Origin of the sequence: Streptomyces sp. NPDC052299, assembly GCF_040679335.1 — a bacterium.
Classification (GTDB): domain Bacteria; phylum Actinomycetota; class Actinomycetes; order Streptomycetales; family Streptomycetaceae; genus Streptomyces.
Window position 1 is genome coordinate 106,870 of sequence record NZ_JBFAUP010000015.1, and the last position, 16,351, is coordinate 123,220.

A 16,351-nucleotide genomic window follows, 5' to 3' on the forward strand; every position below is an offset into this window, starting at 1 on the left:
CGCAGAGGTTGCCGGTTCCGGTGTCGTTCCTTCTGGTCTCATGTCTCCCAGGGTGTCAGCCGGGTGATCAGCGCTGCGTTCGGTCACGTCTCCGTTGCCGTATCTGCTTCTTCGTGTCCCGGCGGAGCTTTCGGGCCGTCGCGTCGTAATGCGCCGAGAGTGCGTCCCCGCGGCTGTACAGGGCAGTCACTACGGCATCGAGCAGGGTGATCGCGCGTTCCGGGTCCCCGGTCTCGGCCACGCAGCGAGCGTGCTGGATCCGTAGACCTGTGTTGGCTCGATGCAGGGCGGCCGGTGTGGTCGGGAGCAGTCGCTCGAAGTAGGTCAGGGCCTCTCTGTAGGCGCCCAGGGCGTACGTGTCCAGGGCCAGGCGGAGTGTCACCTCACAGACGCGGGGGTGGGCGGTGCCCAGGCAGCGTTCCAGGTCGGGCAGGAGCGGGGCCAGTTGGTCGCGACGACGGGCGCGTTGCTGCTGAGTGCGTTCCCGTGGACCGGTCAGCGGGTGGCCACTGCTGTCGTACTCGCGGTCCAGGGCCTCGGCGAGGTCGAGCCGTGCGAGCAGCGTGATGGGGTCGTCGGCGCCCAGCACGCGCGTCGCCCGGTCGATGACTTCCTGGAGGGCGGGCATCAGCTGTCGGCAGTCGCCGTCGCCCCGGGCTGCCGCTGACCCGGCAACCATGGCCTCGGCTTCGATCGTGCGGCGGTGGTCCCGGCCCAGGATGCGTTGCAGACGGGGAAGGAGATTTTGCAGTGCGGCGCCGTCGCCTTCCTGTTGAAGGAGGTACATCGCTCGTTGGTAAGACATCTCGACAGTCAGCGGGTCGTCGATCCCGAGCCCCTGCTCGGCGTCCTCGATCACGCGCTCGATGCGCGGGAGGAACGCGCCGCTTGCATCGCTCCCTGCGTCCAGCAGGTCATGGAATCGCGCCGCCAGAGGCTCTCGTACGAAGTCGTCGGAGTTGTCCGCCCGGGTTAGGCCGACGACCGTGTCGCGCCCCTTCGGCCCTGTGCCTGCGGTGGGCTCGCACGGATCTCGGCTCGTGGTGTCCCTCTCCGCCTCCTCGCGGATCAGGGCGTCCAGGCGCGCCACCACCTCATGGGCGTCGGCAGGTCGGTGGGCGGGTTCCTTGGCCAGCAGGTCGGCCACCAGTCGGTCGGTGGCTCCGCTGAGTCCGGGGCGCCGCGAGCTGGGCGATGGTGGCTGCGTCACGGCGTGCGCGGCGAGCAGTTCGTGGGGGTGCTGCGTGGGGAAGGGGTGCCGTCCGGTCAGCAGTTCCATGAGGATGCATCCCAAGGCGTAGAGGTCGGCGCGGCCGTCCACAGGGGCACCGCTGATCCACCGCTCCGGTGCCATGTACGGCATGGACCCGATGACCATGCCCGTCGCGGTGACGCCGGTTTCGTCCTCCTGCTTGGCGATCCCGAAGTCGAGCACCTTGGCCCGGTCGTCGCCGGAGCCCGTGATGATCACGTTCGCCGGCTTGACGTCACGGTGCACGACACTGGCGTCGTGCGCGGCCGCCAGGCCCCGGCAGACGTCGCGGGCCCAACGCAGGGCGGACTTCAGCGGCGGAATCCCGTGTCGCAGGACGTCGGCGAGCGTCTCGCCCTCGACGAACTCCATCACCAGGTACATCAGGGTCGCACCGGCATCCTGGACCTCACCGCAGTCATGCAAAGCCACGATGTTCGGGTGGGAGAGGTTTCCCGCGATGCGCGCTTCCGCGACGAACCTCTGCTGCTCCTCGACTGATCGGTGACGGCTGATCTTGACCGCGACCGGCCGCCCCACCCGCTGGTCGAAGCCCCGCCACACCTCCCCGAAACCACCGCGCCCCAGCACTTCGAGCAGTTCGTACCGCTGCTCTATGACGTCGTGCGGCCGCATCGCCTACCCCCAATCGCCGCGGACTCGACCACCGTTATGAAGCCCCACCCATAGCCTTTGCCGTTCCTCACGGGCGTCCTCTCGCTCGGTACCGTGCCACGGAACGCGCTACGAGGTCCGGAAACCACACCCATCCGCACACCCCTTGCACGGCAACGGCCCCGACGCGCGTCACGCCCGTCGTCCCCTCGTTCGGAGGAGCGGCATCCTGTCGTGCGGGGTGGTGGGACTCGTCGTGGGGTGGAGCAGATGTCAGAGGCTGATGACGGCCCAGATGCGGCGGCCGTCGACGCCGGTGTCCGTGCCGCACCCCGTCACGGCGGGGTGGGCGGTGATCCGGCGGAGGACGTCGTCGCCGCCGGGTTCGTGTCCCACGGTGGTGGGGGCGTAGTGGGAGAGGGCAAGGATGCATGCCTGCTGGTCCTGGTCGGACACGTGCACGCTGACGCGCCGTCCACCGTCGGCCACCGCCGCACCGACAAGCAGGCTCGTCACGGATTCGATCGCTTCCGGATTCGGTCGGTGCCCCCACTCCGTGAGCTGCTCGCTCACCTTGCGCCGCGCCACACCGGCGGCCCAAGGAGCCGACTCGAGCGTCCAGTTCGCCCCGCGCCGGTTACGCATACTCACCCCTCGCCGCGCCGTACGCGCCGGACCGCCAGGGCCTCCCGGCTCTGGGACCGGGGCAGTCAGGGTTTCCGGCCGGGGAGGCGACACGGGCTTCTTCGGCGGGGGTGGGGACTTCGGCGGGTAGGACGGTGGAGTGGGCTGCTCAGCCGCAGGCGAGGTCATGAATCCTCCTGACGCTCAGGGACACGCGCGCGTCCTGGGACCAGAGTAGGCGTCGCGAGTTGCGGCAGGGGCCCCGCCGCCCCAACTCGTAGCCGCCTCGCGCCCGGAAGACCGGCGCTCTTCGTGCTCGCCACGCTTCCGGGCGACGGGCTCCGCCGCCATGCCGGACACTGACCTCTGCGGACTGGGCCGTCATCAGACGGGGACGCAGCCACCGGCGTCAGGCAGGCTGAGCTTGCTGGGCCTCGGTTCGGCCCTGGCCGCGCGGAGCCGCGACGACGGACCGGCCTTCTTGCTGAGCGGCGTCGGTACGGACGGGACTGGGCCGCGGCCGCGTTGGGTCGGCGTCGTCGCCCGGACGGATGCGGTCTCCGTGGCGCTGTTGCCGCTACCGGCAGCGACGGCTGAGGGGCTCCTCGAGGAGGAGCAGAACGAAGCCGGCGGCGGCGAGAGCCGCACCGGCGACGACCGTGCAGTGCGGGCCATGTGCGGCCAGGAGGCGGCCGCCGAGGAAGGAGCCGCCTGCGATGCCCGCTTGGAAGGCAGCCGAACTGGCCGCGGAGGCCACGTCCACGTTGCCCGGGGCGATGCGCAGGACGCGGCTGGTGAGAGCGGTGATCATGCCGGACAGGGACAGCGAGAGCAGGGCGACAGCCGTTACCGCGGCGGTGGGGTGGGATCCGGCGGCCACCAGCAGTGCCAGAGCGGCGGTCACCAGCGTCACCGACCCGGCCATGGTGGCGCGCGTATTGCGGTCCGACAGCACCCCGGACACGCTCGTACCCATCAGACCCGCCACCCCGCCCACTGCGAGCACCGCGCCGACGGAGTGCGAGGACATCCCGGCGACGCGCGTGAGAAAGACGGTGACGTACGTGTAGAAGGTGAAGAACCCGGCGACTACGAGCGCTGTCACCGTCACCAGCAAGGCGAAACGGAAGCCGCTGGGCTCCGGGGCGACGGCGGCCGGGTTGTCTTCGACCGAGGCCGACGGCAACCCGGCCACCACAATGATCCCAGCGACCAGACCCAGAGCGCTCATCACCAGGAACGGCACCCGCCAGTCCGTCTGCTGCCCGAGCCACGTCCCGGTCGGCACGCCCACCACCTGCGCCAGCGAGGACCCACTGAACAGGGCGGCCACCACCTTCGCCCGCACTCGCTCGGGAAACATGCCCGCGGCGGCCGAAGCGACCACCGACCACATCACCGCGTGGGTCAGCGCGATCAGAATGCGTGCCCCCAGCAAGATGCCGTACCCGGGTGTCACACCGCACAGCAGCGTGGCCGCGGTGAAGACGCCCAGCAGCACGGCCAGCAGACGCCGACGGGGAACCCGCCGGGTCATCGCGGTCAACGGCACGGCTGTCGCCATCACCACCAGCCCGTAACCGGTCACCAGCAGGCCCACCGACGGAAGCGACACCCCCAGCCCGTGTGCGATCTGCGGCAGCAGCCCCACCGGCAGGGTCTCCACCGTGGCGAACGCGAACAGCGCGACGGACAGCGCCGTCACCGCGGCCACCGCTCGCCCCCGGGTGACCTCTCCGGGCGCCTTCGCCGCTGACTCCGGCAAGGTCACATCCATGGTCGCAACAGGCCCCTTCGTAAGATTTCGCTCCCTTCAATGCCGCAGGTGCGCATCCCCTCCCCCCGGGAACGGCCGGCCTTCGGGGTCACGTACGGCGCACTGGCCACCCATCGCAGCCGGAACCGGCTCACTGCTCAGAGCATCGCGCGGACCGTCACGCCTCGACGAGACTGCGGTGGGCCCCGGTGTCCGATTGGTGGCCGTAGGGCGGGGTCGGAACACCCGCCCGCCGCATATCGGTTGACGTCTTCACGTCAAAAATCTTGCCCGGCCACATCACCCACGGCAATGACTTTAGGAAATTGTGCCGAAATTCAATGCCTTCTCAGTCGAAACTTTCGGCGACATCCAATGCACGGGGAGCCCGGGAACCCACCTCCGAGGCTTCACCGGCTAGAGGCGGAGGGCGAGCACGACCGCGCCCCAGAGCACCGAGGCACCGGGCGGGGCGAGGCTGCCGGCGATGCCGAGGACGGGCACGATCCGAGGCAGACGGCCCTCGGCGGGCGTGAGGGTGGCGGTCGCGGGCCACGGCCAGGCCTGTGACCCGGCAGCAGGCGTCGGCCGCTTCGCTGGAGCCCGCGGACCGACCCTCGGTACGGCCGGCGCATCGGTGAGCGAGGCCCGACGGAGCCGGCCCGAAACCCTCCTAGGGCGCGCCCCCGGCCAGCACCGCTCGGAGTGCGGCCTCGGCGGCGTCGAAGCAGGCGGGGAACGGGCCCTCGCCGTCGGTCCAGCGCCCGAACGCCTCCTCGGAGACGATCGAGGCCACGCGTGCGGCCACGCGCGCCTCGGCCGGTCCGGCCCCGCGCCGTTCCAGGGCGCCCCGGAGGGCGGCGGTGACCTCGGCCGACTTGCTGCGCTCGCGCTCCAGCAACTCCGCACTGGACTGGATGATCGCTCGGCGGCGCCCGGAGTCGGTGACGACCGCGCTGGCCTGCGTGCCGACCTCGCGGAGGGCCGACAGCGCGGCCCGCAGGGGCGTGAGCCCGGCGTCCGCGGCGAGAACGGCCTCGGCCACGGTGGGCGGAAGCTTCTCGGAGCCCGCGAAGAGAATTTCCCGCTTGTCCGGGAAGTACCGGTGGAAGGTACGGCGGGTCAGCCCCGCCCGTTCCGCGATCTCCGTCACCGTCACGGCGTCGTAGCCGCGCTCGCCGAACAGATCGAGTGCCGCCTGCCGCAGGCGTCCCGGTGCTCCAGCGTCCCAACGTGCCATGTCCGCATCCTAGCTCTTCAGGATGTCTCACTGTGACATCAGTGCTAGTCTGGTGATGACACAGTGAGACATCACCTGCGGAGGCGTAAGCGCTATGGCACGGAACGACATCTGGATTCTGGGGGCCACCGGGCGAGTGGGCCGGGCCGTCGCGGCACGGATCGTGGCGGCCGGGACCGTCCCGGTACTGGTCGGCCGCGACGCCGGCCGACTGCGCGAGGCCGCCGACGGGCTCGGACTCGACGCGGACGCGAAGATCGTCGTCGCCTCGGGAGTGGACGCCATGGCAGCGGAGATTTCCCGGCAGCGGCCCGCCGTGGTCGTCAACACCATCGGCGACTACGCCGAGAGCGCCGTCGTACTCGCGCGCGCCTGCATGCCGGGCGGGCACTACTTGGACCAGGCCAACGACCCGACCGCCTTCCACCGCCTGTTCGCCCTGCACGACGAGGCCGCTGCCGCGGGAAGCACCCTGGTGACCGGTGCGGGATTCGGCGTCGCCGGAACCGAGGCGATCGTGGCCCGCATGTGCGAGAACCGCCCCGCACCCAGCCGCGTCCGGGTGGACGCCATCCCCTCCGCAGCCGTCGAGGAGGGCGTGCTGGGTGCCGCCCTCGCCACCAGCATCGTGGACGGCTTCGCGAGCGGAGGCCGCCGCTACGAGGGCGGCAGGCTGGTCAAGGCCCGCCTCGGCGGGGAGGTCCACCACCTGACCCTGCCGGACGGGGAGCGCGTCTCATCGGTCGGCGTGCCCTCCGGTGAACTCGTCGCCGCGCACCGGGTGAGCGGAGCCCTCTCCGCCTCGGCGACCTCCGGCCTCGTCCCCGCCTCGTTCGCCGCCCGGGCGATGCTGCCCCTGGTGTCGGCGGTCCTCCGCATCCGCGCCGTACGGACCTTCGCGATCGGCCGGATGTCCGGGATCAAGGCCAAGGCCGCCCCGCGCCCGCGCCCCCACACCTGGGGCCACGCCGTCATCACCTGGCCCGACGGAACCGTCCGCGAAGGCTGGCTGCGAGCCGGGGACGCGATGGACTTCACCTCCGCCGTGGCCGCACAGACCGCCCTCGGCCTCGCCGCGGGCAAGGCCCGGCCCGGCGCCCACACCCCGGCCGCCGCCCTCGGCCCCGACCTCGCCATCGCCGCCGGAGCCAACTTCGTGGACCATGCCGAGCTCCGAACCTGAACACGACCGGCCACGGCCCCACCCAGCCGGTCCCGCAGGCCGCCGTCGACAACGCGCTCGTGTTCGCCTGACCGCCCCTTCGCCCACGCTCCGAGTCACGGCCGACGTCTCGACTGCCCACGCTTCGGCGAGGTTGAAGCACCTGTCTCGTCACCAGGCAGCACATTGCGGGCAGGACCGGTGGGGTGTGGTGTGTCGGAACGCAAGTGACGCCGTCGAAATCGTTGCGTGTCCGGCGCATGTGCTCCAGGCGTGAGTGAAGCGGCTGGTCCAAGCACTCCGCGCCGGGCACTCGCTCAGTCCCACCAGAAGGTCCAGTGAGTGTTCCCCACCAGCGCCTCCTCCGCATAGAGCCGGATGGTCTCGTATCCCTGCCAGATGTTGTCGGGGCAGAAGGCGAAATGTTCCGCAGCGACCGCGAGAGCCTCGTCCGGCGTCTGCGGCGGGGCGGCCACGGACAGGTCCAGCCGCGCGTAGGACAAGGCGATCACCCGGGCGCCGAAGCGGTCCTCCCAAGAACGAAGAACGGCACACAGTCGGGCTACATCATTCTCATAGTTGACCGGACCTGACCAGCCGATCGCTGCGGGAATGTCCGCGGCCCGGCCCACTGGGACGAGCGCCGGCCGAGGGCTTTCGAGCCAGTTCTCGGTCAGAGCATCGGCAACGTCCGCAGCAACCGTATCCGGATCTGCCACTGTCCCCTCCGGCGACGCAAGCCCTGGCCAGCCAGTGGTGAACGGGGCGATGGTCTCGCCCTCGTCCTCTTCGCCCTCGGAGGTATCCGCTACCGCCGCTTCCCAGAACAACGTGAGAACTTCCTCGGCTCGGTGATCGCCGGGGTCCGACATCATGCCGGGATCCAGTTCGCCGTCCCACCACTCTTCGACGCGCGGCTCGTCCTGGAGGAGAACGGGCTGCAGTCCGGCGGCATCCCGGGCTGGCAGGTACTGCGCCCATGCACCGGGTGCTGCGGTCCCGTCGGCCACCCAGAGCAGCGGCTCACTCCAAGGGCCGTCGTAGGTCTCGGACACCAGCGAGCCCGGCGGCAGGCTGAGACCCAGCATTCCTCCAGTGGGGTCGGTCGACAGCGCCGTCAGCGGCTTGGAACGGATCGTCATGCGGGCGAAGGTATCGGCCACCACTGACAGACCTCGGCCGCGACCGGACTCGAGATCGCAGTACGGGCTCTGAGCCATCCCGTGGTCCCGCTCCGTCTGTGCCGGAGACGGGCCCACAGCCCCGCACGGCCTCAACCGCGTGCGTCGACCGCGTGCGTCAAACCGCGTGCGTCCCAGGCGGTGAGGACGGTGTCGTGCTTGTCCTTGTCCAGGCCGACGGGGGTCTCTCCCTGGAGGTACTTCGGTGCCGGACAGCCCCCGTTCCGGAGTGCCTGCCAGGTGTCGGCGACGGTCTCGGCGATCGGCCGGCAGCGCATCCCGGCGGCGAGGGCCTTGGCCGAGGAGGCGGTCCAGGTTCCGGCGAATTCGGGGATGTCCGGTGCCCACAACGGGAGTTCGGTCCACGGGGATACGCCCTGGTCCTGGAGGAACTGCTCGTCGGCCCAGACGAGCTCGGCGTCGGAGCCGGTCGCTTCGACGCAGGCCGCGAGCAGTTCGCCCATGGTCGTGTTCCCCCGCACCCCGGTGGTCAGGTAGCGGCCCACGCCGCCGTCGGCGAGTCGGTCGAGGAGGAAGGCGGCGATGTCGCGGGCGTCGACCAGCTGGAGCGAGCGGTGCGGGGACCCCGGGGCCAGCACGCGGCCGCCGCGCGCGATGGTCTCCAGCCACCACGGCAGGCGGCCCACGTTCTCGCCGGGCCCTACGATGATGCCGGGGTTGACGATGAGCACGCCGCCGGGGAACCCCTCCTCGACGACCCGCTCGCAGCCGGCCTTGAGCGCGTTGTACGGAACGTCCCCGGGCGAGGCGTCGACGGCGCAGGCGTGCCTGGGCATCGACTCGTCGACGCCCAGGGCGGGCCAGTCGGCGTATGCGTGGAAGGACGATACGAAGGCGTAGGCGCCGGCCCGTCCGGCCAACGCGCGCACCGACTTCGCCACGGTCAGCGGCTCGAAGCCGCAGGTGTCGACCACCCCGTCCCAGCTCCTGCCCTCCACGAGCGCAGCCAGCGCCCCATCGTCCTCCCGGTCCCCGCGAACCGTCTCCACTCCGGCGAGTGCCGGGCCCGACTGACCGCGGTTGAACACCGTGACCTCGTGCCCGCGCCGCAGTGCCTCGTCGACGATCGCCCGGCCCAGGAACACGGTTCCGCCGATAACAAGGATCTTCATGTCCGTGAGGCTTTCATCATGCGACGATGCTGACAATTGGCTGCTGTCCTCGGCCTCGCCGCTGTCGCAGGCCGGCCACCAACTGTTCGGCCGGCCGGCCGTGCGGTTGCTCAACCAGGCGAGCCCACAGAAGCCCGGGCTCAGGCCTTTTTGACCACGCTGGACTTGAGCTGCATGGCGCCGAAGCCGTCGACCTTGCAGTCGATGTCGTGGCCGTCGACACCGTCCTCGATCAGGCGGATGCCCCGGACTTTGGTGCCGGTCTTGATGCCGGTGGAGTGGCCCTTGACCTTGAGGGACTTGATCACGGTCACGGTGTCGCCGTCGGCGAGCACGTTGCCCACCGCGTCCTTGACGACACGGGGGCCGTTGTCGCCGCCTGCGGATTCGGCGGCGGCCGACCACTCGTTGCCGCACTCGGGGCAGACCAGGAGGGCGCCCATCTCGTACGTGTAGACGCTGTGGCACTCGGGGCAGGGGGGAAGGTTCTCGCTCACCGGAGCAGCATAGAGCGACTTGCTGAATTGCGAAATTCTGCAATCTGTAAAGGGCGGCCAAGTCGTGCGGATCGCTGCCAGGTGTCGCTCCGCGCGGGCACGCGCGCCCGCCCGCGACCCGACCGGACCGTCCCGACGTGCTGCCTGGAGTCCCGGAACGACCGTACGTGGCGTCAGCGTGCGAACTTCGCCACGGCCTCCGCGGTGACCGGGGTGAAGAAATTGACCAGGTTGCCGTCGGGGTCGCGGAACAACAGCGACCGGTTGCCCCAGGGCATCGTGGTGGGCTCGGTGACGAAGTCGGTCACGAAGCCGGCCAGGTTCTCGTGCACCTGGTCCACGTCGTCCACGAGGAACTCGGTGATCACGCTGTGATTGTCGGCCGGCCGGGCAGAGTCCGGGGCGAACAGCGGGACCGTGCGGGTGCCGGCGATCGCGAGGGTCGCGCCCGCGGTCCTGAGTTCGGCGAAGTCCTCGGTGGCCCACGTCGCCTGCCCTCCTGTGGCGCGCTCGTAGAAACCGACGAGGCGTGCGACGTCGCTGGTGATGATGCGGATCGAGACGAAGTCCATGGGGAGCTCCTTGGCTGGGCCGAAAGCGGTAGGTCCCAGACTAGGAAAAATAGGGGACAGAATCGGACCTCTATTCCGGTACTCGCGTTAAGCTGCGAAGATGCCTGGACCCACCGGCCGCGTGCTGACACTCCTGGAACTGCTGCAGTCGGGCGGCACCCGGACCGTGGCCGAGCTCGCCGACCGCCTCGGTGTCGAGGGGCGCACCGTGCGGCGGTACGTGAGCCGGCTGATCGATCTGGACGTGCCCGTGGAGTCGGTGCGTGGCCGGTACGGCGGCTACCGGCTGTCTCCCGGGTACCGCTTGCCTCCCCTCATGCTCAGCGACGACGAGGCGCTGGCCGTGTTGCTGGGCCTGGCCGCCGGCCGACGGGCAGGGCTGACGACGACGGAGCGCACGGCGAGCGAGACCGCTTCGGCGAAGATCCGGAGGGTGTTGCCCAAGCACATCGCGCACCGCGTCGACACACTTCTGTCAGCTCTCGCCCTGACCGATGAGCCGCGCGAACCGGACCGCCCGGATGCCGAGGTCCTGCTCACCGTCGCCGATGGGCTTCGCCACCGACGGCCGGTCTCGGTCCACTACGTCGACCGCGAGGGACGGCACAGCGAACGCACGCTGCACGCGTACGGGATCGGCGCCCACGCGGGCCGGTGGTACGTGATGGGGAGGGACGACGGGGTCGGCGAGGACCGAACCTTCCGGCTCGATCGCATCGCAACCGCGCGGGCCCTGCCCGGTTCCTTCGAAGCGCCCGCGGAATTCGACATGGCGCAGCGCCTGGTGTCGGGGTTCGCCACGGCCGAGTACCAGCACGAGGTGTCCCTGCGGATCCACGGGACGCCGGAACAGATTCGCGTACACCTTCCTGCCAGCGTCGCCGGCCTGGAGGATTGCGAGCCTGCTGCGGGCGGGGAACCGGAGGCCGAGCGCTGGCTACGCGTCGAACTGCGGGTGCAGAGTCTCGACTGGCTGCCTCGGGTGCTCGCCTCACTCGACCGGCCGTTCGTCATCGAGCGCCCCGACGAACTGCGTGCTCTCGTTGACGCGCTCTCCCAGCGCCTGGCGTCGTACGCCCGCCAGGCCTGACCAGCCGTTCAGCCGGTCCCGCCTCTCGGACCACTGACCGCAGTGGGCGTCGGAGTCCCGCCCGAGGCGCGTCTCTCCGGGCTTGTGGCGCCGGAGAGACGCGCCGCGTCGGGCCGGGCCCCCGGCCGGTCTACTGGAGGGTGATGTTGTCCAGTTCGGCGTAGCCGACGCCACCCGCGAAGTAGGGCGATCCCTTCGCGAGGCGGATCGTGTTGTAACCGGCTCGGAGGTTCACATCGACGGTGGCGGTCCCGGTCGGCTTGCCCCAGCCGGACGAGGTGGGCGGGTAGGTGACGGTGGACCAGGCGCCGCCGTTGTACGCGAGGCCCTGGGTGGCGTTGGTCCCGGTGGCGTTGGCGTACTTGATGGTCATCGTGTACGTGCGCGCGCTGGGCACCTCGACGAGGAAGTCGACGAAGCTCTGGTCGCGCATGTCTCCCGTGTTGTCGATCCTGCCGACATAGCTGCCGTTGGAGGCGGAGGTGGAGCTGAAGGTGCCCGCGTTGACGACGGTGGCGTTCTCCGCCTCGTACGTCTGCTGCCAGGCGGGCGCGCCGGAGGTGGGTGTGACGAGCAACTGGTAGGCCATGACCGCGTCCATGCCGGAGACGGGGACGGTGATGCTGCCGTCGGCTGCGACCGTGTAGTTCGCGGTGGAGACGGTGACCGGTGCGGCCTGGTTCGTGTGGCGCCCGGTGTTGTTGGTCCGGGACAGCTTCACGCTCACCTGCGAGCCGAGGGCGCCGACTCCGTTGATCTTCACCTTGTTGTCGCCGCTGTCACCGCCGAAGACGACGTTCACCTGCTTGCGGGCGGCGTCGTACGAGCCGACCCCGTCGAGCCACGACTGGGGCACCGTCTCGACGATGTTGCCGGACTGGTCGCCGTACCACTTGTACGCCCAGTAGGACGCGGTGGGCTGGTTGTTGTAGAGCAGGCCGTTCATCGTGCCCGCTTCGTACCAGTAGGCGCGCTCGGCGTCGTGCACGCCCGCACGCTCGAACTCGGCCATGTAGTGCACAGCGACGCTGGGCTGGTCGACCTGGCTGGTCGAGCCGTACTCGTTGATGGAGACGGGCCGGTGCGGCAGGCCGAGGGAGGTCTCGATCGCCCGGAAGTCGTCGATGTTGGCCTTGACGGTCTGCCAGCCGGAGTTGGTGCCGAGCTGGTGCCACACCGCCACCCCGGGAAGTGTGTTCGTCGCCTTGGCGTGCTGCATGAAGGCGTACATCCAGTTGTGGTTGTACGAGGCGGTGCCGGGGCCCACGATCGGCGTCTTGGTGTCGACCGCGCGGATGGCCCTGTAGCTGCGTGTCCACATGTCGTGGAACGTGCCCTCGGTGTCGTCGAGCTGCCCCTCCCACGTCCAGTCGGGCTCGTTCCAGATCTCGTAACCGGCAATGTTGGTGGTCGACTTGGCGTCCATCCGCGCCTTGATCATGGTGCCGATCTTGGACTCCCAGTCGGACCAGCTGACCCAGTTGTAGGGAAACCTGCTGAAGATGTCGGGGAGTCGCAGGTACTGCTGCGCACCCGCTTTGGTGATCTTGTCGGCGACCTTGAGCCCGTCGCAGCAGGGAGTGGTGGCACCGTTGCCGAGCTGCTGGGTGCCGGGCGGGGGCTGCGTGAAGGTGTTGGGGCGCAGCGGGTACAGCCGGCTCAGCGAGGGCGTGGTCTCCCCCTCGTCGACGCCGTACAGGCCGCCCGCGGCGACGTGAGTGACCGGACGGACGGTCTTGCCCACGTTCACGGTCAGGGTGTTGCCCGCCGCTTGAGCGGGTGTCGCCGCCATACTCCCGGCGGCGATGACGGCGAGTCCGATGGTGGCGTGGGTGATGGCGCGGCGCAGGCGGTGGGGTCTGCCGAGAGCCGGACGGCCGAACTCCTGCTCGGCGTCGGACGGCGCCTGGTGACGTTGCCGGAACATGATGGGCCTTTCGTGAGTGAGGCCGATTGAGGAAGCGCTTCCTCTCCGAGGCTCGTGTCACCCCAGGGGAAGAGGTGTCGGGGAGGCAGCCGAGCGGGGCGGGCACCCGCTGAGGGGCACGCTGAATTCCGGGCCTGGGAAGCGCTGCGTTGCGCTGATGCTTCACCCCCCGACCGAGTCGCGTCAACACGTGCGACAGGGATAGTTTGGGAAACAGCTCAAAAACTGAGGAAGCGCTTCCTCAGGGTGTCCGCTCAGCTCCAGGGCTGCGCGGGCGCTGGGTCACCCGGTGGATTCCCTGACCACGACACTGCACCTGTGCAGCCGGACACCGGCGCCCACCGGCCTGCCGTCGATCATGTCGAACAGATCGCGGACGGCGCCGGCACCCAAGGTGTGCAGGTTCATGTCGACCGTGGTCAGCGGCGGATCGCTCTCCACGGCGAAGACGGACCAGTTGTCGAAGCCCGTGAGGGCGACGTCCTGCGGCACCCGCCGTCCCGCGCCCCGAAGCGCCTCGGTGACGCCGACCGCGAGTTGGTCGGAGCCGCACAGGATCGCGTCGACGTCGGGGGCGGCCGCCAGCAGCCGCTCGGTGAGGCCGCGTCCGGAGCGCTGCGACCACTGGCCGTACAGCACCTCGTGGGCCAGGTCGAGGCCGGCGTCCGCCAGCGCCGCCGAGACACCCCGGACGCGCTCCACGACCGCCCGCGCCTCCCGCGGCCCGGTCACCACGGCGACCCGGCGCCGCCCGCCCGCCAGGACATGTTCCGTGAGCTCACGGGCCCCGCCCAGGTCGTCCGGGACGTGGACGACGTCCGCGGCACCGGTCTCCCCGTACACGTAGACCACCGGCTGATCCAGCAGCCGGCCGATCCGCGGGGTGGAGGTGTTGTTGTCGCCGACGACGAGCACCCCGTCGACCTGCCGGTCCGCGAAGCGTTCGACGATCCGCCGCAGTCGGGCGCGGTCGCCCCGCGCATCGCTGACGATCATGCTCAGGTCGATCTCGCTGAGCGCCTCTTCGGCCCCCAGCAGGATGGGCAGCACGAAGCGCTGCGCGTCGCTGTCCGCGACGACGAGCCCCACCGTGCCGGTGCGCCCGCTCATCAGGCTGCGCGCGATCCGGTTGGGCGTGTACGCCAGTTCGCGGGCGGCCTTGAGCACCCGGGCGCGTGCCTCGTCGGACACCCGGGGCTGCCCGTTGATGGCCTTGGATGCCGTGGTCAGGGAGACCCCGGCGCGGCGTGCCACCTCGGACAACGTCGTCGAACGCGCAGAGTGCATGGGCTGATTCTGGCAGCCGTCCGGGCACTTCGGCGGGTGGGGTGACCGCGGAGCCGCGCGGTGGTCCGGCGAGGGACGTTCGCCGTACCGCCTTGAGCGACCCCGCGGCCGACCATGGGGGCAGTGCCCGTGTGAGCTGCGAGGCGGAAGCGGGGTGTCAGTCCTTGACCGCTCCCGCGGTCACACCGGCGGCCACGTAGCGCTGCGCGAGGACGAGCAGAACCGCCGCGGGGAGGGAGGCGACGACCGCCGTGGCCATGATCGCGTTCCACTCCTGGTTGTTGTTGCCGATGTACTGGTAGATGCCGAGGGTGATCGGGCGCATCTCGCCGCCGCCGTCGAGGGTGCTGGCGAAGACGAAGTCGGACCAGGCCCACAGGAAGCTGAACAGCGACACGGTGACGACGGCGTTGCGGCTGACGGGCAGGACGACGGACAGGAAGGTGCGCCAGGTGCCGGCTCCGTCGATGCGGGCGGCGGCGATGAGTTCGCCGGGCAGTCCCGACATGAACGCGGCGAAGATCATGACACCGAACGGGACCGCGATGGTCGAGTCGGCGATGATCAGACCCCACCACGAGTTGAGGAGCCCGAGGTCGAGGAAGATGCCGTAGAAGCCCATCGCCATCACGATGCCCGGGATCATCTGCGCGACCAGCAGGACGAGCCCGAGTGCCCCGCTGCCCGGTGCCCGCAGCTTGGCCAGCGCGAAGCCGGCCGGGGCTGCCAGGACGAGGGTGACCGCGACGGTTCCGGTCCCGATGAGCAGGCTGGTGCCGAGGTACGGCAGCTGGTCGTCGACGACGGCTTGGTAGCCCTCGAAGGTGGGGTGCAGGGGCAGCAGGTCGGGCGGCGACTTGCGCATGTCCTGCTGCGGGGTGAGCGAGACGTTCACCATCCAGTACACCGGGAAGAGCATCACGGCCGTGAGGACCAGGCCGATGCCGGTGCGCAGGCGGGAGCGGTGGTGGGTCATGCTTCCTGCTTCCTCTGGACGCGTATGTACAGCAGGCCGAAGGCAAGGGCGATCAGGATGAGGATGTTGCCGACGGCTGCGCCCGGCCCGAACTTCGGCAGCAGGGTGCCGTAACCCAGCTTGTACGACCAGGTGGCCAGGGTCGACGAGGAGTCGCCGGGGCCGCCTCTGGTCATGATCCAGATCAGGTCGAACACCTTGAGGGTGTAGACGAGCCCCAGCAGCAGCGTGATCGCCGAGACCGGACGCAGCAACGGGAAGGTGACGCGCCAGAACTGCTGCCAGGGATTCGCCCCGTCGAGCGAGGCGGCCTCGTACAGCTCGGCGGGAATGTTCTGGAGACCGCTGTAGAGGATGACGAGGTTGAAGGGGATGCCGATCCAGATGTTGGCGATGATGACCGAGGTCAGGGACCAGTCCGGGGAGCTGAGCCAGTCGACCGGTCCGGCGCCCACGAGACTCAGCCCGTAGTTGAGCACGCCCGACTCGCTGTTGAACATCCACGACCAGGTCGACGCGGAAACGATCAGCGGCAGCAGCCACGGAATCAGGAACAGCGCCCTCAGAGTGGCGGAGAGCCGGAACCCGCGGTTGAAGAAGACCGCGAGGGCGAGACCTGCGGTGTACTGGCACACGATCGACGCCAGCGTGAAGACCATGGTGTGCGTCAGCGCGGGACCGAAGGCCGGATCGTCGAGGACCGTACGGAAGTTGTCCAGGCCGGAGAACGGGGCGTCACCGGTGACGAACGAGCTCACCGTGTAGTCGCGCAGGCTCAGATCGAGGTTGCGGTAGAGGGGATAGACGTAGAACACGGCGAGGTAGATCGTCAGAGGCGCGAGGAACGCCAGCGCGGTGAACCGGCTCGCTCGCCGCTGCCGCCGCTGCTGGACCGAGCCGGTGGCGACGGGCGCGGAAGCGCCTGTCCTGGCTCGGGGTCGCCCGTCGTGACGGTCGGTGCGGATGATGGTCATGCGGTCTCCTGAGTGCAGGGTCCGGACCGGGGCGTCCTGTTGGCGCAAACGGGCCCCGGCGCCGT

Annotated in this window: 14 protein-coding genes; 2 read left to right on the forward strand and 12 right to left on the reverse strand. The window is 70.0% G+C overall.

The genetic code is table 11. The features are described from left to right. Positions 1 to 67: 67 nt before the first annotated feature. The 4 genes from AB0L33_RS24760 to AB0L33_RS24775 all read right to left on the reverse strand — a co-directional run bounded on the left by AB0L33_RS24760 (position 68) and on the right by AB0L33_RS24775 (position 5,487). Complete coding sequence (locus tag AB0L33_RS24760) at positions 68 to 1,888, reverse strand: serine/threonine-protein kinase (RefSeq protein WP_365684849.1); 1,821 nt, start codon at positions 1,886 to 1,888, stop codon at positions 68 to 70. Positions 1,889 to 2,140: 252 nt separating this feature from the next. Next, positions 2,141 to 2,383: a hypothetical protein gene (locus tag AB0L33_RS24765; RefSeq protein ID WP_365684851.1), complete on the reverse strand. Its 243-nt coding sequence runs from the start codon at positions 2,381 to 2,383 to the stop codon at positions 2,141 to 2,143. Positions 2,384 to 3,068: 685 nt separating this feature from the next. Beyond that, a complete protein-coding gene (locus tag AB0L33_RS24770) occupies positions 3,069 to 4,256 on the reverse strand; it encodes an MFS transporter (protein ID WP_365684852.1) in 1,188 nt (395 codons plus the stop codon). A gap of 664 nt (positions 4,257 to 4,920) precedes the next feature. Further along, positions 4,921 to 5,487 (reverse strand): helix-turn-helix domain-containing protein, encoded by a 567-nt coding sequence (locus tag AB0L33_RS24775; protein ID WP_365684854.1) that lies wholly within the window; start codon positions 5,485 to 5,487, stop codon positions 4,921 to 4,923. A gap of 94 nt (positions 5,488 to 5,581) precedes the next feature. On the opposite strand from AB0L33_RS24775, the gene AB0L33_RS24780 reads away from it, so the two are divergent. Further along, a complete protein-coding gene (locus AB0L33_RS24780; protein ID WP_365684856.1) occupies positions 5,582 to 6,670 on the forward strand; it encodes a saccharopine dehydrogenase NADP-binding domain-containing protein in 1,089 nt (362 codons plus the stop codon). 296 nt (positions 6,671 to 6,966) lie between these two features. Here AB0L33_RS24780 and AB0L33_RS24785 read toward each other — a convergent pair whose 3' ends face one another. The 4 genes from AB0L33_RS24785 to AB0L33_RS24800 all read right to left on the reverse strand — a co-directional run bounded on the left by AB0L33_RS24785 (position 6,967) and on the right by AB0L33_RS24800 (position 10,032). Next, the gene (locus AB0L33_RS24785; protein ID WP_365684858.1) at positions 6,967 to 7,791 is read right to left on the reverse strand and encodes a DUF4253 domain-containing protein; all 825 of its coding nucleotides are present in this window, start codon (positions 7,789 to 7,791) and stop codon (positions 6,967 to 6,969) included. Between the two features lie 131 nt (positions 7,792 to 7,922). After that, positions 7,923 to 8,963 carry an NAD-dependent epimerase/dehydratase family protein gene (locus AB0L33_RS24790; RefSeq protein WP_365684860.1) on the reverse strand — a complete coding sequence of 347 codons (1,041 nt, stop codon included), beginning with the start codon at positions 8,961 to 8,963 and terminating at the stop codon, positions 7,923 to 7,925. A 140-nt stretch (positions 8,964 to 9,103) separates the two neighbouring features. After that, positions 9,104 to 9,460 carry a zinc ribbon domain-containing protein YjdM gene (locus AB0L33_RS24795; RefSeq protein WP_365684862.1) on the reverse strand — a complete coding sequence of 119 codons (357 nt, stop codon included), beginning with the start codon at positions 9,458 to 9,460 and terminating at the stop codon, positions 9,104 to 9,106. Positions 9,461 to 9,633: 173 nt separating this feature from the next. After that, on the reverse strand, positions 9,634 to 10,032 hold the full coding sequence (locus tag AB0L33_RS24800) for a VOC family protein (protein WP_365684864.1): 399 nt from the start codon (positions 10,030 to 10,032) through the stop codon (positions 9,634 to 9,636). Between the two features lie 100 nt (positions 10,033 to 10,132). Here AB0L33_RS24800 and AB0L33_RS24805 point away from each other — a divergent pair, with 100 nt between their 5' ends. Next, positions 10,133 to 11,122, forward strand: coding sequence for a WYL domain-containing protein (locus tag AB0L33_RS24805; RefSeq protein WP_365684866.1), 990 nt, complete (start codon positions 10,133 to 10,135; stop codon positions 11,120 to 11,122). 130 nt (positions 11,123 to 11,252) lie between these two features. Here the strand turns inward: AB0L33_RS24805 and AB0L33_RS24810 are convergent, their stop codons facing one another. The 4 genes from AB0L33_RS24810 to AB0L33_RS24825 form a co-directional block, all read right to left on the reverse strand. Further along, the gene (locus tag AB0L33_RS24810) at positions 11,253 to 13,049 is read right to left on the reverse strand and encodes a CBM35 domain-containing protein (RefSeq protein ID WP_365684868.1); all 1,797 of its coding nucleotides are present in this window, start codon (positions 13,047 to 13,049) and stop codon (positions 11,253 to 11,255) included. A gap of 282 nt (positions 13,050 to 13,331) precedes the next feature. After that, positions 13,332 to 14,336: a LacI family DNA-binding transcriptional regulator gene (locus tag AB0L33_RS24815; RefSeq protein WP_365684870.1), complete on the reverse strand. Its 1,005-nt coding sequence runs from the start codon at positions 14,334 to 14,336 to the stop codon at positions 13,332 to 13,334. Between the two features lie 157 nt (positions 14,337 to 14,493). Next, complete coding sequence (locus AB0L33_RS24820; protein ID WP_365684872.1) at positions 14,494 to 15,312, reverse strand: carbohydrate ABC transporter permease; 819 nt, start codon at positions 15,310 to 15,312, stop codon at positions 14,494 to 14,496. Continuing rightward, entirely contained in the window at positions 15,309 to 16,286 is a 978-nt protein-coding gene (locus AB0L33_RS24825) for a sugar ABC transporter permease (RefSeq protein ID WP_365684874.1), read from the reverse strand. Before AB0L33_RS24825 ends, AB0L33_RS24820 begins: the two co-directional genes overlap by 4 nt. Between the last annotated feature and the right edge of the window lie 65 nt (positions 16,287 to 16,351).

Bases quoted from the DNA above. Each gene is read 5' to 3' on its own strand.
- AB0L33_RS24760 (WP_365684849.1), bottom strand. From the start codon at position 1,888: ATGCGGCCGCACGACGTCATAGAGCAGCGGTACGAACTGCTCGAAGTG.
- AB0L33_RS24775 (WP_365684854.1), bottom strand. From the start codon at position 5,487: ATGGCACGTTGGGACGCTGGAGCACCGGGACGCCTGCGGCAGGCGGCA.
- AB0L33_RS24780 (WP_365684856.1), top strand. From the start codon at position 5,582: ATGGCACGGAACGACATCTGGATTCTGGGGGCCACCGGGCGAGTGGGC.
- AB0L33_RS24785 (WP_365684858.1), bottom strand. From the start codon at position 7,791: ATGACGATCCGTTCCAAGCCGCTGACGGCGCTGTCGACCGACCCCACT.
- AB0L33_RS24790 (WP_365684860.1), bottom strand. From the start codon at position 8,963: ATGAAGATCCTTGTTATCGGCGGAACCGTGTTCCTGGGCCGGGCGATC.
- AB0L33_RS24800 (WP_365684864.1), bottom strand. From the start codon at position 10,032: ATGGACTTCGTCTCGATCCGCATCATCACCAGCGACGTCGCACGCCTC.
- AB0L33_RS24805 (WP_365684866.1), top strand. From the start codon at position 10,133: ATGCCTGGACCCACCGGCCGCGTGCTGACACTCCTGGAACTGCTGCAG.
- AB0L33_RS24810 (WP_365684868.1), bottom strand. From the start codon at position 13,049: ATGTTCCGGCAACGTCACCAGGCGCCGTCCGACGCCGAGCAGGAGTTC.
- AB0L33_RS24815 (WP_365684870.1), bottom strand. From the start codon at position 14,336: ATGCACTCTGCGCGTTCGACGACGTTGTCCGAGGTGGCACGCCGCGCC.
- AB0L33_RS24820 (WP_365684872.1), bottom strand. From the start codon at position 15,312: ATGACCCACCACCGCTCCCGCCTGCGCACCGGCATCGGCCTGGTCCTC.
- AB0L33_RS24825 (WP_365684874.1), bottom strand. From the start codon at position 16,286: ATGACCATCATCCGCACCGACCGTCACGACGGGCGACCCCGAGCCAGG.